Source organism: Anaerohalosphaeraceae bacterium (assembly GCA_037479115.1).
GTDB lineage: Bacteria > Planctomycetota > Phycisphaerae > Sedimentisphaerales > Anaerohalosphaeraceae > JAHDQI01.
In genome coordinates this window covers 1-17,882 of sequence record JBBFLK010000036.1, presented here as the reverse complement: position 1 = coordinate 17,882, position 17,882 = coordinate 1, and the positions used below count along the sequence as shown (strand labels likewise).

Genomic DNA, 17,882 nt, shown 5'->3' with positions numbered 1-17,882 from the left:
CGGTGGAGATTGCTCAGGAGTACATGGCGGTAACGGGTGTGCCGTCGGTCTGCAATCGGGAAATCTACGACATGGGCATGTATGACGCCGACGGCGACTGCCGGATTACTCTGGCGGATTTGGCGGCCTTCGCAGCTCGGTGGCTGGAAGATGACCGGATTTACCGTCAACAGTAATTAGCTGTCTTGTTCTCGAAGAATGTCAGGAGTTTCGGGTTTCCGGACGGTTGAACGTCCGGAAACCTTTTTTGCGAAGTGCTTCAGAGCAGACCGCAGGATTTATTCGAATTCAGGCGGCCCGCGTCAGCTGAGCAAACCACGTTTTTCACTGGAGCGGTTCTGTGTTTCTGCGCTGGGATTTTCAGATTTCGTTGAACGCTATGGGGTTGAGTGAATAATTGGATGGTCAATCTCTGCCGTAGATATTTACTTCATACATAGAAGCATATCCTGAGGGATTTGAACAGCCGGTTATCGTGATTCGGATATACCGTGCCGCCGCGGTGAAACTGTCTGAAGTATCCCCGTATGTCGAATTGGATGTACGATTAACAGCGGTCGTGTACACCACATCGTCCGTGCTGACTTCAATTCGATATCGGTAGGCCCGGCTGGCACTGTTATACCAAAAAATATCCGCCCGACTCAGGTTGTAAACAGTTCCCAAATCCACCTTCCACCATTGCGGATAGGATGCACTATCAGCTGCCCAGCGGGTGTTAAGGCTTCCATCATTCGCATACGCAATCTCATTGCCCGGCTGAACGGAACTGGCGAAAGCCGGCTTATAGCGAGACACCAGTCCGGGGGGCGGCGGCGGCGGGGGGGGCGGATTGTCATAGACCCGCACATAATCCACCTCAAAAACAGCCAAAGGACAGCCGGGGACCCTTGTTCGGCTGTTGGGCGAAGATGTCAGTTTTAATTTCATCGGAAACAGGGCTCCGCTGACGGGACCGGCCGGCCGGCAGGAAACAATGCCGTTAATATAAAAAACAGGGGGGGTGTTTTCGTTCCAATAGACTCCGTAGGTATGCCAGCGGCTTTCATCCACGGGGGCGGAACATCCGAGCCAGGTATCTTTGCCATTCTCATCCCAATGATACCATTGCCCAGGGCTTCTCTCGCCGGGACCGCCCTGAAATTCACAGATGTCAAATTCCGGCGGCCAGATCAGAGAACCGTTCCAGCCGACAGTCCACCAGGTCGCCCAGATATAGGAATTTGCAAACGAATGCCGGATTCTTGCAACCAGATATTTGTACTGAGGGTTATACTTATTTTCCGTATCGATATAGCCGCCTGTCCAGCGCCGTCCGTTATAGAATTCTTCGAAGGAATAAATTTTCAGACATCCGTCTGATACTTCGATATTTTTGGGGGCATACCAGCAGTCCGTGCCGTCTGCTTTGTTATAGACTGTCCATTTCTGAAGGTCCAGCGAGGTTCCGCTGAATTCATCCGCCCAAACAGGAAGTTCCGTTGACCAGCTGCGGGTCAGAATTGAAAAATCCGCAAGATCCACTTGTCCGTTTCCGTCAATGTCCGCCCCCTCACAGCGGCTGTCTGCGGCACAGTCAGCTGAAAGCCACCGCTCAGTCAGGAAGGTCAGATCAAACAAATTGACGAATCCGTCGCCGTCCAGGTCCGCCGGATTGGGCTGGGCAAACCCCACCCAGGTCAGGGCGGCCCATCCGAGAAAGACCCACAAAAATTTCCAGCCGAACGTACTCTTTTTCATTACAGAACCTTCTGTCTTAAATGCCGCAACAGGTCTTTTGTTCATTCGATTCAGCGGGAGGATTCATCCGGTCGGGTTCGAGCCCGAAGATTTTTACTTCGCAATAACTGTTCCAGTCTCCCTCCGTGGTCCCATTGGCAAGAATCCGCAGATAGCGGGCGGATGTTTCAGGGAAAATAAACTCTTCCGCTTTTTCTGTATTTCCGCTGCTGACGGCACCGGTCAAAACCGGCCTCCATGAAACACCATCGTCTGAAACGGAGATATCCAGATAAGCTCGGCGTGTCTTTCCTCTGTAAAAGGCAATCTGAACCTTTTGGATTTTTTGAACCGTTCCCAAATCGTACTGAATCCATGCTCCTTTCCCCTGAACGGCCCAGCGGGTGGACAATTTCCCATCGATGGTATGCTCCGGCGGATTGCCGTCCTGAAACCCGCTGGCGGAAACCGCTTTCACCGTCAGAGAAGGTTCCGGCGGAGAGAACTCCCAGAAACAGACATCTGTATATTCACGGTCGTTTTTTCGGCCGACCGCTTTGATTTCGTTTCGCCCGGATTTGAGAACAACTTTTTCCCATCGAAAGATGCGGTCGAGGCCGCTCCGAACTCCTTCGGAACGTCCGTTGACAAACAGCTCCGCCTTTTCGCAATTGGAATAGACTTTGACCGAAACCGGATTGTCTTGCCGAGAAACAAATCGCCGGCTGGTGATATACACCATCGGCTCATCGGACCAGTTGGCCTGATACCAGTAGTAAGCGTCTTTTTTGACTGTCCGGTCCCGACTGACAAGCCCTTTGTCGTTGATTCCGGGCTGTTCGCCTTCCGCCCGGCCGTCAGCGCCGAAATCAAACCCATTCCAAACGGTTTTGCACCAGAGAAACGGACGGGTTTTCATCGCATTCCAGTGAATCTCATGGTAGAGTCCCTGATATTCCTCCGGATGCCAGGGGCCGTCCGGTCTGGGAGGAGCGGGGGCTTCCTCGTGCTGAGAAAGACCAGCCCCGGCGCCGTATTCACTGATTCCGATGCAGTCTCGATTGCGCTGGGCGTGAATCTCATCCGCCCAGGCGGAAAATTCCTCCGCCGTTCCGTGATACCAGCCGAAATACTTATTAAAAGCTATCACATCGGTCACATAGGTCGTGGGATGAGTATTGGAGGAATTCGCGGCTGCCGCGGTCAGCCGGCTCGGGTCTTCCGATTTGGCCAGCTGATGCAGTTCTTTAATCAGCGGAGTCGGCTCCGGCCCCCTGACCATTGTAATTTCATTGAAAATCCCCCAGAAGAAAACGGAAGGGTGATTGTAGTTCTGCCGGATTAATTCCCGCAATTGCTGTCTGCAGTTCTCGGCGAAGGCCGGTTCGGCGGAGATGGAGTTGACCAGCGGGATTTCCGTCCACAAAATGATTCCCTTTTCATCCGCCAGGTCATAGATTTTTCTCCCGTGCTGATAATGGGCCAGACGAAGCCAGGTACATCCCATTTGAAGCATCATTTCAATATCCTCCGCGCGGTCCGCATCGGAGACAGCGCGTCCCTTATCCTGCCGGTCTTCGTGAATGGCCGCTCCGTGAAGGTCGTAGGGGTGTCCATTCAGCAGAAATCCCTGCTGCGGATCCACGGAAAAGAATCGCAGGCCCAGGGGCTGTTCAATGCAGTCCCGAAGAACCTGTTCGGCCTCCACCTCGAGCTTTACTCGATAAAGATACGGATTTTTTCGACCCTCCCAGAGATGCGGATTGGAAAGGACCGCATTCTGAATACACTCGGTTGTGGTCTGAGCCGGGACCTTTTTCGTCAACGTCAAGGTCTCTGCGGTGGTTTCATCGGCCTTTTGAATAATTGCCCGGACCGTTACCTCTCGGTCGGAAGAGCCGGCATTGCGAAGGAGGGTTCGGATCTGGAGCTCGGCGGATTCACGACTGACCCGCAGAGGGGTGAGATAAACTCCCGGCGAGGCAAAATCGAGCGGGGTAATGTGGATAGGGTCTGTAATCAGCAGCCGGACGGAACGGCAGATGCCGCCCCATTGCGTAAAATCTCCGGAAAGAGGAGCAATCAGCAGAGAACTTGAGTTGTCGGCCTTGACTGCAATCAGGTTTTCGGCTCCGAAACGGACGGATTGGGTAATCTCCAGACAAAAAGCCGAATAGGCACCCTCGTGACGTCCGATGAAAGTGCCGTTGCAGTACACATCCGCCGCCTTGGCAACGGATTCAAAATACAAATAGATGCAGCGTCCGCGGTATTCATTCGGGATGAAGACGAATTTTCTGTACCATCCGGCCCCCCGATAATAATTGTTGCCGCCGTCCTGTCCGTCCAGAGCATTCCAGGTATGGGGCACGTCAATCTGCGGCCAGGCCGAGTCGTCGAACGTCTCTTTTTCCGCTCCGGCGGCATCCCCTTTAAAGAATCGCCAGCCGGAATCGAGATTTTGCTCCAGACGCTGGCAGCAAACCTCAGCGGCCGCTCCGGACAGCAAAACCAATGATAAGAAACAGACACTGCAAAAACCTAAATAACGATAATACATCCAGGCGGGACCTCCGGAAAAAACCTAAAAAAGATTCCGGCAGGCCCGTCGGACCTGCCGGAACGGCGGTTCTTACTTTCTTTTTCTCAGCAGAAGACTGCCCAGTCCAAGAAGTGAAACGACGGCCGGCTCAGGGACCGGGTTGGTCAGCACGATTCCTTCAAAGAGATAGATGTCATCCAGCCGGACTTTGTTGGCGGCCTGTGCACCGGTGTAGCCCTGAACCAGTGCCGCAAAAGAAACCAGCGGATTAACGGTTCCGACGCGAAAAGCAGCCCCGGAAGCAACCTTATCGGTTTCTCCAGCTCCAGCCGAACCGCTGGTCAGATACACGTCAAAGGTATCCGCCGACTGATTGATGACCGCCCAGACATTGTACCAGGTTTGAGGCTGAATGGCGACGCCGGGCAGAAAAACTCCGCCGCTTCGGACATCAAATAATCCGGCGTTTACCCGCATCATCACATTCAGGTCTCCGAATCCTGTCGGGGACGGATTGCTTGACAGCCCGAATGCATGGTTGAATGTATCCGTCTCAGTGTAAAACCGCAAAAAGAGGGTTGCTGCCGTACTGGCGTCCTCAATCGGCGAAATGGCGCGAGAACCCCCGCGCACAACACTGGTCGTCGGAGCAAAATAGGCAAAATAGCGATTTCCGCCTTCCTCCGCAATCAGGACGTTTGAAGAAGTCGGATTGTTAACCGAGGTCCACGGCGGTGATGCGGTTACCCCGAGATTGCCCGTCTCATAGGACTGAAAATCATCCACCAATGCGGCCTGGCTCAGTGCGGTCATTCCGGCTGCACACATTAACATCAGAAGTCTTTTCATTTTCCTTTCCTCCAAAAAAGTTTTTCCTTTCCTTGCCGTTTTTGTTCCTGTGAAAACGGTCAAGGTCTTCCGGCTTCATACATTTGCTGAATTTCCTCCGGACTCAGAGCCCGTTTGAAAACGGCAATCTCATCGATGATTCCCTGGAAATAAAAGGCATCGTTGTTGGTTCCGTCTGTTCCGATCCAGAGGTCGGCTGCAACTACTTCCTGCTGATGCACCCAGGGTCTGGCATCGACGAGCTGTCCGTCACAATAGAAACGGATGGTGTGATTGTCATGCGTAACGGCCAGCAGTCTCCAGGCCGGCGACGGAGACAGCGGCTGGCTGAAAAGATGATTGGACCAGTCCTCCGTTCCCTTTTTCCGGGCCATATGAATACTGTCCTGCGTCTGCCGGATTGCGGAGGTTCTGTAGCCGAGCTGATAATTGCAGACGCCTCCGTTCAGCAGACGATTGGAAAGGATGTGCCCGCCTCCGGTGCGGATGTCCGGACATTGAATCCAGGCCGCCAGGGTAATCGGACCGTTCAGCTGGATGGCTTCGTCCCCGGGGATGGTCAGATGCTGCTGGAGAGCCCGTTCAAACTGAAGTCCGGTTTTTTCCGGCCAGCGTCCGCGGGTCCAAACGGGTCTGGAGGATTCCGGGACAGCTCCCAAAGAAGCATCCAGGCGTCCTGCGGTCGCCGCGGCCAGATTTGTAAGCTTTTCCGGGGCGGACAGGTCTTTTTCAAAAGTGTAATAAGCCACCAGCGCAGGATCCCGTCTCAGGGTATAGCTGTAAGCCAGCCATCGATGATAGGCGGACCCTTTAGAGGCCTTCACATGGACTCCGAATTCCTCCGAGCGGACAAAGCGGTAGGGGGGAATCTCTTTGAAGGCTACGGCCCCCGAATTGTCTACCTGACCTCCCTGGCCTTTTTTCAAAACCAGCCCTTTTTCGTACCGCAGCGGATTGGAGCTGTTTCGAATTTCCACCTCTCCCTCAAAAACATAGGTCTGTGTATTGCCGTCCTGAAAAGCGGTGCCGAACTCTGTTCCAAAGTCCACCACGGCCGCATTCGGGGTCCGCACTACAAAGGGCTGACCGGTCGGAGAGGAAATCAGGGCGACTAAACGGCCTTTTTTCAGATAAATCTGGCCGGCGGATTCCAGTTCAAAATCGGCAGGGGCTTGTACAATCACCTTAACACCGCTTTCGAGGGTCAGTTCCGCCATTCCCTGTGTGAGCCCCATCACACCCGGAAACAGCTCGCTGCCCTCCCGGAGCATCCCGCTCGGGTCGGCCCACTGGGCATTGACCGCACGGGAAATCCGGCCGACATACGGAGAGGCGGGGGCCGGCACGAAGTGCGGATACAGCAGAATCATCAGCATGGCTGCCAGCGAAATAAGGGCTGCCGTCAACGAGATTTTATCCACCTTATGGACAGTCTTTCGGCTTTCGCTTTCTTCGGGAACCAGAGGCGGCGGTACAGAAAGGGGCTTGTGTTTAAGGCCGGGAGCGTCAATCTCATATTGAGCCAGATACGCCCAGAAATCCAAATCAAACGAATTGGACAGCTCTGCCGAGGTGTCCTGCCGGAGCAGAATCGGCCGGCACTCTGTTCGGAGAAGGTGGAGTTCCATCAGAAAGGCCGCCCCAAACTCGACGGTTTCCGGGCGCTGTCGAAAAATCCGCTCCAGTTCCGCCAGTTCTTCCGGACGAATGGATTGGTCATACATCCGCACCAGCAGTTCACTGAGATGAAAATCGTCTCGAACCATTAGAATATCTCTTCTCCGCTGAGGGTTCGTCGGATGCATCGTTCCAGAATCAGATGTACTCGTGTCAGAGCACGATAAATGGACTGAATCGACTGATGATACTGCTCGGCGATGCTTTGGACTGCCTGATTCATTCCATACCGCAGGTGCAGAAGCTGTTTATCCGAAGCAGAAAGTTTCTTCAGACAGCGGCGCAGAGCGGTCAGTCTTTCATCAGTCTGGCTGTATGTTTTTTCCATCACGTTACAAAAGCACTGAAAAACGGAATCACTGAACTGGACTTTGGATTTGCCTTTCTCCCGCCGATACCGAAGAATATTATAGTAGGCAATCCGGATTCCCCAGGCGGCAAAATCAGTCCCGGGCTGATACTGACTGAACTTTTCCCACATCACGGCAATGGTCTGCTGGAAAATATCATCCGCATCATGAAAATCCGGAACCAGCACGCCGATATAGGAACTGATTTGCCTCTGGCTGTTCATCAGCAGGGTCAGAAACTGCCTGGTCTGGTCATCGGAACTGCCTCGGGTTTCGGTCATCGGACAAAAATCTCCGCAGTAGTATTCAGGGGGCAGGCCGCAGGTGCAGGACCTGCCCCCTTTGTGTTTCCTTTCCTTTACGGACGGCACTGGGGATACAAACCGCAGTCCAGCCAGGCAGCCGCCAACGCAGCCAAATCTCCCAGATCGACCCTGCAGTTCCTGTCGTAATCAAACCCGGAGGCATAAGGCTCGATGCAGGCGCTGCGCCCGCTGCCGGCATAATAAAGGTCGGCTACAGCATAATTGTCCAATACATAGTTGTAAATCCGCAGGTCGTCCAGAGCTCCCCCATAGAAGGAACCGAGGATTGTTCGGTCGGCGGCAGTGCGGATTGCCCCGATGATGGAGCTTCGTTCCCAGGGGGCGAAAACTGCCGGCGAACCGGCTGTGGCGGAAGCGACCTGCACTCCGTCCACATATACAATCAGGCGGCCGCCGGTCTGCCATGCGGCTGCTATATGATGCCACTGGCTGTCAATCATTGTAGAAACTCCGGCCGGCCGGCCCTCTGCTGCTCCGACATCCGCCGGCGTACCCGTTCCAGTCTGGCCTCGTACATGAATTCGGGCGTTTGAAGCTGCTCCGGCCGTCAGGCTCAGACCATATCCGGTCAACCCGGTGGTTCCGAGATTGTCATTGTAGTTTGAATAGAGCATTCCCGGCTGAACGGCTTTCACCCAGCAGCTGATCGTTCCGCTGTTCATACCGCCGCCGAGACCCCCGTTGGGGTAAGCCGATGCATCCAGTTCAATATACTGATTGATGCCGTTGAAGAAAACCGCCCGGCTTCCGACAATGCCGTCCACAAAAACCGGTCCCGCCGGAGAATTCGGGTCAGCGCTGCGGCCGATTCCATGATGAGTCCCGACGGAATCAAGGAAATTGTTTTCAAACTCATAATGTGCCAGGAGCTTTTTGATAACAAGACCGGCTGAGTCGGACTGTACGGCAGGGGCCGGTCCGTTGGTCAAGAGGCAATAATACCATGCCTGATCACTCTGTTCTGTCTCAGTGATTGTCAGCGTCGTGTTATATACATCGTTCGCAAGCCCAGTGGTGATGGTGAAACGTCCTCCGGAAGCAATCGGCGTATCCGGCTGGATGCCGTCAGATTTCATCCAGACAACCGTCGGGGGTGCCACACTCGTAAACAGCACGGTGAATGAAGCTGTTTCAGACGGAAACACCTGGACAGAACTCGGCTGCTGAACAATGGCCGGAATCGAGCGAACCGTCTCAAAGGACCAAACCGAACCTCGGATTGTATTCGGATCGGTCGGAGAAGAATCGTTCACGCTTTCGTCAACCCGCCAGTAATAGGTTTTATCCATCGCCAGCGGAATCGGAGGATAGCAGCTGTCTGTCGGGTTTCCGCTGGCCGGCACTGTCATTGGGCTGACGGCGGCCAGATTGGGATCTCCTTCTCGGAAATACACATAATGCTTGGTTATAAGCGGGTTGGGGTTGGCCGGATTCAACGGGTCCACTCCGGTATTCCAGGTCAGCATTGTGTTCAGCGGAATATTGGCGGCTTTATCCGCCGGAACAGGATTATGGGCTCCAAAAGGAAGGGCCTTGTTGGTCAAATCCGTCCCGGGGCTGATGTGAATGTCATCGAAGAGAATCTGGCTTGTGCCCTGGGACTGGGTCACAAACCGATCCAGCGCGTTGTTATGGACGGCACGAAATGCATAGGAATCCCCGACTTTGTCTGCCGGAGTGGCGTTTCCAGGACCGGTGTTGACGTACAATTCAAACCTTTTGGTCGCATGATTGACGACAATCCAGACATTATACCAGGTATTGGCCGTAATTGGTCTGGAAGGGCCCCAGTTTGCCGCTGAGCCGTCTCGCGCCTGGATTCCGCCGTTATTGATGCGGACAAACGTCGAAATAGAAGACCAGCAGTTTGCCGGCGGAACATCCAAATCAATCAGACCAAATGCCGTATTGGGGGCGGTCGGGGAGCTGACAGTCGTAAGAATTCGTAAAAACAGCGTTTTTGTCTGGCCGTTTTCAACAATGGCATCTCCGCTTAAAATGCCGTAAACGCCGTTGTTATTATTGGATTCCGTTACTCCCAGAGCTTTGTTGTCCGGATTGAGCGGATCCAGTTGGATAACCGCCAGCGAAGGACTGGCTATTCCCTTCCAGTCGGTCGTCACTGTATCCACGGGACCTGTGAGATATTCATCGAAGTCATCCACCAAAACTGCTGAAGAGAGTCCAGAAATCCCAAAACCAAACAAGAAGTACAAGAACCACTTTGACTTGTTCATACGCGTTCCTTTCAGACAATTCGCACCCTCTCTCGTTTACCTCAGAACTTAAATCACATAATAAAACCACATATGTAGTGAAATTTTTTTGAGGATTTTGGTGATAATTTTAAAAACACTATAATAGATATTGTCTCTCTATATTTGGGATATCATGTGATAAACCGATTTTCTGAATCCTTCAACCTGTTCGCTGTTTTTTCTGTCGGTAAAAGAATCACACTTGTGTATTTTTTGTGGGGATAGAGAACAGAAATGGCCTATCTATAGAGCTGGCCCCTGTGGTGAGTGTCTGTTTTTGGCACCTGAAGAAAAAACCCTGCAGAGACTCATCTGCAGGGTTTAACCTCCCCGAGCAGGGGTCGAACCTGCGACCTAGCGGTTAACAGCCATAGTGTCTTAGCACGTCGCCAAAATCGGGCAAAAGTCGTAAACCCTTTGGCTCAAAGGATATAACTGTGGGAAAGTGGGTCAAGGGCTTTATTGCAGTTATTGCATTTATTGCACCCCATTGCACCCGGTTGCATTTATTGCGCGTATTATACCGGTTTTAAAGAGTATCTACTTGTGGGGTAAACCAGTTCAGAAAGGCGTAATTAGAGGTGAGTTTTGGGCGTAAAGTGTACAAAATGATGGGAGGTTCTGGTTCTCTTTTTGGTACTGTTTGGTACTGTCTGGTTGGCCACCACAGCCAAACTGGCGGTTTTGGAGCCCCATCCTTTCTTCCGTCCTCTGGGAGAACTTGAAGAGCCCGCTCTAAACCGCTCCAGTTTCGAATCACACGGCCATTATCAAAAACAGCGTATTATCCCTTGAGATATAGGATGTTTGACTTGTTAATTCATCGATTGCGTTGTAAAGAGGGTGCTCTCGGAGCCATGGAAATAAATTTTGCGAAAAAAATAGTAAAAAACGATTTGAGGTGTTCTATCCGGAAAAATCCTGATACAACATTCTTGTGGTTGTTTTAAGTCCTTATCTACAAATCAATATTTGTTTCTCCAGGAAGAGTCGTTGAGAGGGTGGTTATCGGTATAATTCCCCAGTTCGACACAATTTTCTTTCTTCTTCCAATAATTGTCTTGACAATTCAAGGAATTCTGAGATAAGAAAAATGCGGCTTGGACGAATGTATTACATTTGAAAAGTGTATAGTAGGGGTCCTAAGGAGAGTAGTTTTAGGGCTACGCAAGAGGGTCGGGAGGAGGCGGTGATTTCTTCCCACTTCTATAATCCACGTACAGAGGTTTTCTGTCCGTGCATGAAGGGTCCTCTTGCGCAAATCGGTAACGGATAAACAGCCCATTTTTGAAAGGAGCAGGAATGTTTACCGGCTATTTCTTCTGTCCGCGGCGTAACCTTTTTGTGTATGCATCTGTTTTTTTATTTTTCCATACGTTTCTGCTTTTTGCTGATGTTCCGCAACAGATTATAGAGTGGCAGCAAACGGCAGAGCAATGTATTGCCGCGAATGATTATGCAGGTGCCAGAAGACACTATCAGAAAATCATTGATGCTTATCCAAAAACAGACTATGCCTTGTCAGCTCTGCATCAAATTGCTGTTTTAGAAATTGAAAGCGGCAAGGAAAGCGGCAAATACGACGCCGCTGAAGCCGCGATTGGGAAGATTCTGACGGATTATTCCGGATATTCAGGAACATGCAAAAGTATACGAAAAATAGCTTACGCTTACTTTAAGGCAAATCAATATGATCGCTCAAAAGAATTGTGTCGGCTGGTTTTAATGAACTGGCCTAACCATATGGAATCAATGTTTGCACGAAGAGATCTCGCTATTAACCATATTCGGCTTGGAGAATACGACCAAGCTGATGTAGAAACAGCCCGATTAGGGGTTGACTTTTCAAACAATTCGGAAGCTGGTGACTGCATCGGGCTAATTGCCTCTTATTATTTTACTCCGAAGAAACCAGAGAAGGCAAAAGAGCTCTGCCTCCTGGCCCTATCCCGCTGGCCCAATCATTCGAAGTCAGCCAGGACATTATATGTATTGGCAAGTTCCCTGATTAAACTGGGGGAATTTGAGGAGGCAGATTTAATAACCGCCCAACTGCTGAAGAATTACCCACGTTACCCAAGTCTGTGTGAGTATTTAGCAAAAATCGCCTCCTACTATGCCGAATTTGGGAGACCACTGAAAGCAATAGAACTTTATCAAATCGCCAAAGATCGTTGGCCGCAGGATAATGCTCAAATCTGGGTTCAAGCAGGTTTGGCTGCTGCTGCTTTGAAAAACAAAGATTTTACCTCTGCAGAGGCAGAAACAAACGGGCTGGTTTTTGGCTTTTCTGTGCATAAAGATTTTTCCGATGCTGTCAGCTGGCTTGGTGATGAGTACCTTCGACAGGAACAGCATGACAAGGCTAAGGAACTTTATGAACTGGCATTGGGGGGGAATTCGAGCACTTCCGGCCGTTTTCGGGCTTATGCTGGATTGGCACGTCTTTATGCCAAGGTAGGTGATGATGACAAGGTGCAGGAGAATTTAAATATTCTCTTAAAGAAGTTTGCAAGGGAACGCAAGTTCGGGGGAGCAATCTTCGAAATCGGGGAGGAGTATTATCTTTTGGCGCAGGAAGCCATGCAAGAAGGTTTTATTGAGAAAGCGGATATGAGTTATGATAAGGCCATTCATTTGTGGCAGCATAACATAGAACATGCTGATCCACACTACCAATGCTTATCCTATTATAATTCTGCCGATGTTTATCAAAAAATGAGGAAGGAAAAAGAAGCCATTTTCTGTTTTCAGCAGGTTATAGAGAAATGGCCAGATTTTGAACATGCGTGGAACGCACTGTATCAGATCGCGGTATGCTATGACCGATTATATCGAAGAGGGGAGCTGTCGAATGAAGAAGCCAGGCAGCAGATCATTGAAATTTGCAGTAAACTTGAGAAACAATATCCCAATTCTAAAGCCGCGATAGCGGCCGAGTCATTGCTTGCAAGTTATCAATAAACACAGTGAAGATATGGATTGCTCGACTATAAACCCAATTTGGATAGAATTTGGATAGATACGTGAGGATGTTATGAACAAGATCCCTTGGAGCCAAAAAAATTTAATCGGGACAATTATTTTGTCGTTTTTTTATACATATAACAGTTTTAGTTTGGCAAATGGTTGGCCGTGTGGGATTCCTCAAGACATTGTAAAGACAAAGCACCTATTTGGAAATAAAGAATTTCCCACGGTGGAGGTCTATAAAACCTGTGATCCATATATCATTGAAAATATGTGTGGGTGCTGTGTGTGTGAGCCATTTCCAGGAGAACCGGCCACTTTCCCTATTGAGCTTGAATGGGCCAATTCTACCTATTCAATTGATTGGGGAGAGCAAGGGCCGCATGTAGTAGTGGACAGATGTGGACCGGTTTTTCCCGCGAGAGGCATTATCACAATAAAAGGAACTTCTAAGACAATAACCAAGGAAGAACAGTATGAATGCGTATACCCACCAGAAACAAACTTAGACCCAATCTATTACCCAGTAGAAGCAACTGTATACGCATCCGATCAGCATTACTTTGCGGCTTATTTTGATCCGAATGTATTCAAAGTGAATGGTGCGACAGAATCTCCTTGTCTTGTAGGAGGCGAAATAATAGTTTCTCTTGTTAGTAGCGATTGTAAGACTTTGGAGAAGGCCCTTCGTGCCAGCGTGACAATATGCCATCAGAAAGTACAATCCTCAAGCGTCAAGAATGGAGATTGTAATGCAGAGGATAGCGGTTGTATCCTGCCGGCCAAGCAGGAATTGTCAAATGTATCAACGGTGGCAACAGTAGGGGTGAAGTTTGTTACATCTGATGGGCTAAATGGGGAGTGTTCATATCCCTCATCACCATCCTCCTCATCCTTAGGCGGGAATGCTCCCGGTGGGAGGGGCCAGGGAAGTGCCTGCTCCAGCGGCAGTTGCGGCAATAGCAATGAGGAGGGAGGGTATAATCTGTCTGTTGGGAATGCCTCCACTTCGGTCGGGCTTGCTCTGGATAGGGCTCTTTCTGTGTATGGTTCTCCAGACATTCGAATGCGATATGGTCCCTATCACATTGAATATGGTAGTCCTGAAATTAATGCACCGGGGGTCTGGCTACGCGCTACTCACTATCCCTATCAGGCAGTGTCTATCAACTATACGACGGTGCCGGCTAATCCTCAGGACGGAGAGACCATCACAAAAGTCACCTATGCCTTTGAAGTTCTAACGGAGGGAAATCGAAAGTATCATTATGCGTATGAACGAACAGGTTCTTGGATGCCTGAATATGCTGAGCATGGGAATCCATCGTCCGGGATTCTGAAGACAAGCAAGAAGGTGGCTTTGGAGGACTTTTTGGAAAAGGCGAGGGGAAAAGTCCAGCTCAAATATGTAACAAATCACCAAGGCAGTCGACTCCTGGATTTCCGGTATGATTCGAATGGAAATCTTTGTGAGCAAATATCCTATGAGGAATATATAAATGAACAAGACAATGTGAAGAATGGTCATATTGTTTACGAGTATAATGGGTCCACTTTAACGCGCATCTGGGCCGGCAAGTACGGCGAATACACGAATCCCCCGACCGTGGGACGATGGGTGGATCTTTCGTATATTTCAGGAAGTGATGGGGAGTTCTATCTTGGAGCGGTTACACCAGGCGGTTGTGATTCATGTCTGGCTCCTCGACAGTATGAGTATGGTGGCCTCAGGGGCAATCAGATATCCAAAATCAAGAAAATGGATGGGACGCTCCTGGCCAGTTATGTGTATGATGAAAAAGGGAACCTTGCGGCCTATTCAGTTGGCGATCCTTTGTTAGGGAATGTCTTAAAGATAAATGAGTGGCAACACGGTTATTTTGAACCGGACGATCCGAACGGGACATCCGGGGACAATATGCTTCTTCGCAGGGACTATGTGAGTAATACTCAGTATCGAGCCAAGGTCTACTTCGCTGACGATAACGGAGCATTAATAAAGGAAATACACTATCATCAGTTGCAGGATAGTCCTGAAGGATGGCTCACGGGACCTTATTCTATTTACCGGTATTACCACCTCCGCGATGAAATAAACGGGTTACGCTATATCACGGTATTTCCTAACGGCAACAAACTGGTCAAGTATTATGATAATTACGGGAATGTGACAAAGATACAATGGGATGGGGCAACTGGTGCGGAAGCGATGTATCAATATGAAGAATATAGTTATGGCGGGGATACACGTTTTCTGGTCAGGCAGGAAACGAATGCATACGGGGGGATTACCCAGTATGATTATGAAAAATTTCAGATTAAAAATTTATGGGAACCTTCTACGGATATAGGGATCGGTGAATCGTATGTTCGTCAGGTGACAACCTATACCTATGATAGTGAAGGGAGGCTGGTGCTGGAGCGGCAATATGATGCGAATGGGAATGATGTCTACACAAAGTACATTTATGATGTTGCAGGAAATCTAAAGGAAACGATCGAGGATTACAACGAGGCGAATCCGGCTCAAGGTCTCAAGACGACTTATGAGTATGACGAGTACAATGCCCTGGTCAAAACAACGGGTCCATCCGGAAAGGTTCACCGGAAATTTTATTCTACCTCAGGACTTCTGATTGCAGAGGCCGACTATGACAACGATCTGGCTGATCGTGCGGTAAGCGCTGTCATCTATATTTATCAGAACGGCAAATTGCATAGGAAGAAAACAGCAAAGATGAATTCGCCCTTTACATTTAACAACGTAATTGCTCAGGCTCAAGGGGAAGGGGCCGAAATTACGTGGATTCAGGAGGAATATGAATATGATGATTACGGGCGTCAAACAACTGTTATTGTCGATGCTGGCGGCACATCTCTTCGAACTGAATATACATACAACAATCAAGGTGAAGTAATAAAGATTCTTTATCCAGATAGACGCTATAAAAGGATCAACCGGGACGGTCGAGGTCTTGTGATCGAGGAGATCACAGGGGTTCAGATTGCAGACGAAGAAAATCCCAAGGCAACAAGGAAGTTTTTCTATGATCTTAACGGCAATTTAATTAAAGACGTCGATCCAGAAGGCGTAACAGAAATTTATCAGTACAACAACAGGAACCAGCGGATCAGGGTTCGTAAAGGGAAGTAGCGGTTTACGCTGAATGGAGCCACTAGACAAAATCTTGTCGAATAGGATGGGAACAAGAAGGAATGATCTTATGAAGACGAAAAGGGCGGTTTTCTATATGTTCGAGGCGATTTGCTTTTTTTCTTCTGTGGCAAATGCCTGTATCCACCATGTGTACCCCTATATCGGGACTGTATCTCCCGGTACTACGGTTTACAAATACCAGAATGTGACGTTAACGGCGAATACAGCGGCCTCGTATTGTGATCGATGTTCAATTAGCTATTACAGTTGGTCTGCTCCGGGGTCGAATAACCCATGGGGGACAGGTACGTTGTTTACATGTTCCTATAGTGTCACTGGTCAATACACAATTACACTTAAAGCTTATTGTGCGTCGGGATATGTAGGGTATGCCTACAAGACAATAACGGTTATTAATCCCATTACAGCTCCCACTGTTGAAAATCGATGCCCAGTGATTGTCAACGAATTTAACGAAGTCATCCTGAAAGGGGAGGTGACCAGCACAGGAGGCTCGGCGCCCAATGTGTGGTTTTATTATGACGTTCAGGATCATGGAAATGGGCAACCTCCCTATACGCCATGGCCTTCTGCAAATGTCGCGGTTTCTGATCCGGAAGGCCCCAAAACCGGTGTGTTTCAGTCCGTAAAAATCAGGGGACTGGAGTGCGGCAGGACTTACTATTTTCGGTGTAAGGCGCAGAATTCTGCCGGGACGGACTGGGATACCGACTTGACGCATAGCCTGACGAATCCAGAAAATCCCATCAAGTTCCGTACCGCACCAGGCCAGGCAAGTGGACCGATTCCTGCTCCTCTGACATCCGTCCTAAGTGGATCTTCCCTAACACTCCGATGGACAGCGGGAGAAAGCAGTGAATCTGTCCCGGAACATCGTGTCTATTTGGGAACAGATAAAGATGTTGTTACGAATGCGAATGTGTCAACCACAGGGATTTACAAAGGACAGCAGACCGATATTTCCTATGTTATTTCAGAGCCGCTGGAGGCTGGGAAAAATTATTATTGGCGGATTGACGAAGTGATTGTAGATCCCGACCATGGGAATGCTTTGCGGGTGCGCAAGGGCACGGTATGGCAATTCAACGTCCTTGCGGATCAGGATGGCGATGGAATCGAAGATGATTGGGAGTTGCTCTATGGTTTGGATCCTGACAATCCAGCGGATGCGGCTGAAGATTTTGATGGGGATGGTCTGGCAAATCTGCAGGAGTACCAGTATGGACTGAATCCTCGCAATTGGGATACTGACGGTGACGGAATCGAAGATAGCTGGGAGGTGGATTACTCCAATCATTTCTATGTAGAAAATGTTCAGGAAGGTCTGAATCCGACTTTGTATGATGCCTATGAAAAAACGGTGGGCCAAATCCCTGCCATCTGGTGGTATACTTGGTGGCTGTATTGTGAAAAAAGTACCGATCCAGCCATCCAGGGCAAGAAGGTCTATTTTATTCCCTCCCTTGCCAATGTGAGTGAGGATGGGAATTTGGATGACGATGGATATAACAATCTTTTGGAATATCAAAACGGCACAAATCCTCTCGAAGACAATTCTGAGGATTATTGGACTGAATATGTCTATGATATTGGTGGAAATGTAGAAAAAGAGAATGAGTATGTCTATAATAAAGAAACGGGAGTTCCTATCTGCATAGCAGAAACGAATTATGAGTATGATCATCTTGGTCGTACGTGGCGAATTCGCAAAAAGGTCAATCCGGATGGACCTATTGACAATGTCCGTGATAATATCACACTGACTCAATATAATGTGGACAACAGTGTGAAAAAGACCGTTCAAAAAGGGATCGATAGTGCCAATCCCGATATCGTGGATGTAGTGAAGGATGTGATTACGACCTATACATACGATGCCTTGGGCCGTCAAGTGACAGTCACGGATGCGATGGGGCTGATAACGACCTACAATTACAATCCTACAACCGGTCTGTTAGATTCAATGCAATTGCCTGCCAAGAGCAGCAATCCATCAGATGAACGGGTTATTAG

Annotated in this window: 9 protein-coding genes; 3 read left to right on the top strand and 6 right to left on the bottom strand. The window is 49.5% G+C overall.

From position 1 onward, the window contains the following. Positions 1 to 405: 405 nt before the first annotated feature. From WHS88_12150 to WHS88_12125, 6 genes are all read right to left on the bottom strand, one after another. On the bottom strand, positions 406 to 1,740 hold the full coding sequence (locus tag WHS88_12150; GenBank protein ID MEJ5260929.1) for a discoidin domain-containing protein: 1,335 nt from the start codon (positions 1,738 to 1,740) through the stop codon (positions 406 to 408). A 16-nt stretch (positions 1,741 to 1,756) separates the two neighbouring features. Further along, positions 1,757 to 4,279 carry a glycoside hydrolase family 2 TIM barrel-domain containing protein gene (locus WHS88_12145; GenBank protein ID MEJ5260928.1) on the bottom strand — a complete coding sequence of 841 codons (2,523 nt, stop codon included), beginning with the start codon at positions 4,277 to 4,279 and terminating at the stop codon, positions 1,757 to 1,759. Between the two features lie 72 nt (positions 4,280 to 4,351). Then, positions 4,352 to 5,110 (bottom strand): hypothetical protein, encoded by a 759-nt coding sequence (locus WHS88_12140; GenBank protein ID MEJ5260927.1) that lies wholly within the window; start codon positions 5,108 to 5,110, stop codon positions 4,352 to 4,354. Positions 5,111 to 5,169: 59 nt separating this feature from the next. Then, positions 5,170 to 6,876, bottom strand: a complete 1,707-nt coding sequence (locus WHS88_12135) for a LamG-like jellyroll fold domain-containing protein (protein MEJ5260926.1) — start codon at positions 6,874 to 6,876, stop codon at positions 5,170 to 5,172. Then, the gene (locus WHS88_12130; protein MEJ5260925.1) at positions 6,876 to 7,418 is read right to left on the bottom strand and encodes a sigma-70 family RNA polymerase sigma factor; all 543 of its coding nucleotides are present in this window, start codon (positions 7,416 to 7,418) and stop codon (positions 6,876 to 6,878) included. The genes WHS88_12135 and WHS88_12130 overlap by 1 nt, the downstream gene beginning before the upstream one ends. A 77-nt stretch (positions 7,419 to 7,495) precedes the next feature. Further along, positions 7,496 to 9,700: a LamG-like jellyroll fold domain-containing protein gene (locus tag WHS88_12125; GenBank protein ID MEJ5260924.1), complete on the bottom strand. Its 2,205-nt coding sequence runs from the start codon at positions 9,698 to 9,700 to the stop codon at positions 7,496 to 7,498. Between the two features lie 1,323 nt (positions 9,701 to 11,023). On the opposite strand from WHS88_12125, the gene WHS88_12120 reads away from it, so the two are divergent. From WHS88_12120 to WHS88_12110, 3 genes are all read left to right on the top strand, one after another. Next, entirely contained in the window at positions 11,024 to 12,685 is a 1,662-nt protein-coding gene (locus WHS88_12120) for a tetratricopeptide repeat protein (GenBank protein MEJ5260923.1), read from the top strand. Positions 12,686 to 12,758: 73 nt separating this feature from the next. Further along, a complete protein-coding gene (locus WHS88_12115; GenBank protein ID MEJ5260922.1) occupies positions 12,759 to 15,845 on the top strand; it encodes a hypothetical protein in 3,087 nt (1,028 codons plus the stop codon). A gap of 70 nt (positions 15,846 to 15,915) precedes the next feature. After that, the coding region (locus WHS88_12110; protein ID MEJ5260921.1) for a hypothetical protein at positions 15,916 to 17,882 on the top strand (1,967 nt) is incomplete at its 3' end.

Coding starts and splice junctions, on each gene's coding strand:
- WHS88_12150 (MEJ5260929.1), bottom strand. CDS start 1,740: ATGAAAAAGAGTACGTTCGGCTGGAAATTTTTGTGGGTCTTTCTCGGA.
- WHS88_12145 (MEJ5260928.1), bottom strand. CDS start 4,279: ATGTATTATCGTTATTTAGGTTTTTGCAGTGTCTGTTTCTTATCATTG.
- WHS88_12140 (MEJ5260927.1), bottom strand. CDS start 5,110: ATGAAAAGACTTCTGATGTTAATGTGTGCAGCCGGAATGACCGCACTG.
- WHS88_12135 (MEJ5260926.1), bottom strand. CDS start 6,876: ATGGTTCGAGACGATTTTCATCTCAGTGAACTGCTGGTGCGGATGTAT.
- WHS88_12130 (MEJ5260925.1), bottom strand. CDS start 7,418: ATGACCGAAACCCGAGGCAGTTCCGATGACCAGACCAGGCAGTTTCTG.
- WHS88_12125 (MEJ5260924.1), bottom strand. CDS start 9,700: ATGAACAAGTCAAAGTGGTTCTTGTACTTCTTGTTTGGTTTTGGGATT.
- WHS88_12120 (MEJ5260923.1), top strand. CDS start 11,024: ATGTTTACCGGCTATTTCTTCTGTCCGCGGCGTAACCTTTTTGTGTAT.
- WHS88_12115 (MEJ5260922.1), top strand. CDS start 12,759: ATGAACAAGATCCCTTGGAGCCAAAAAAATTTAATCGGGACAATTATT.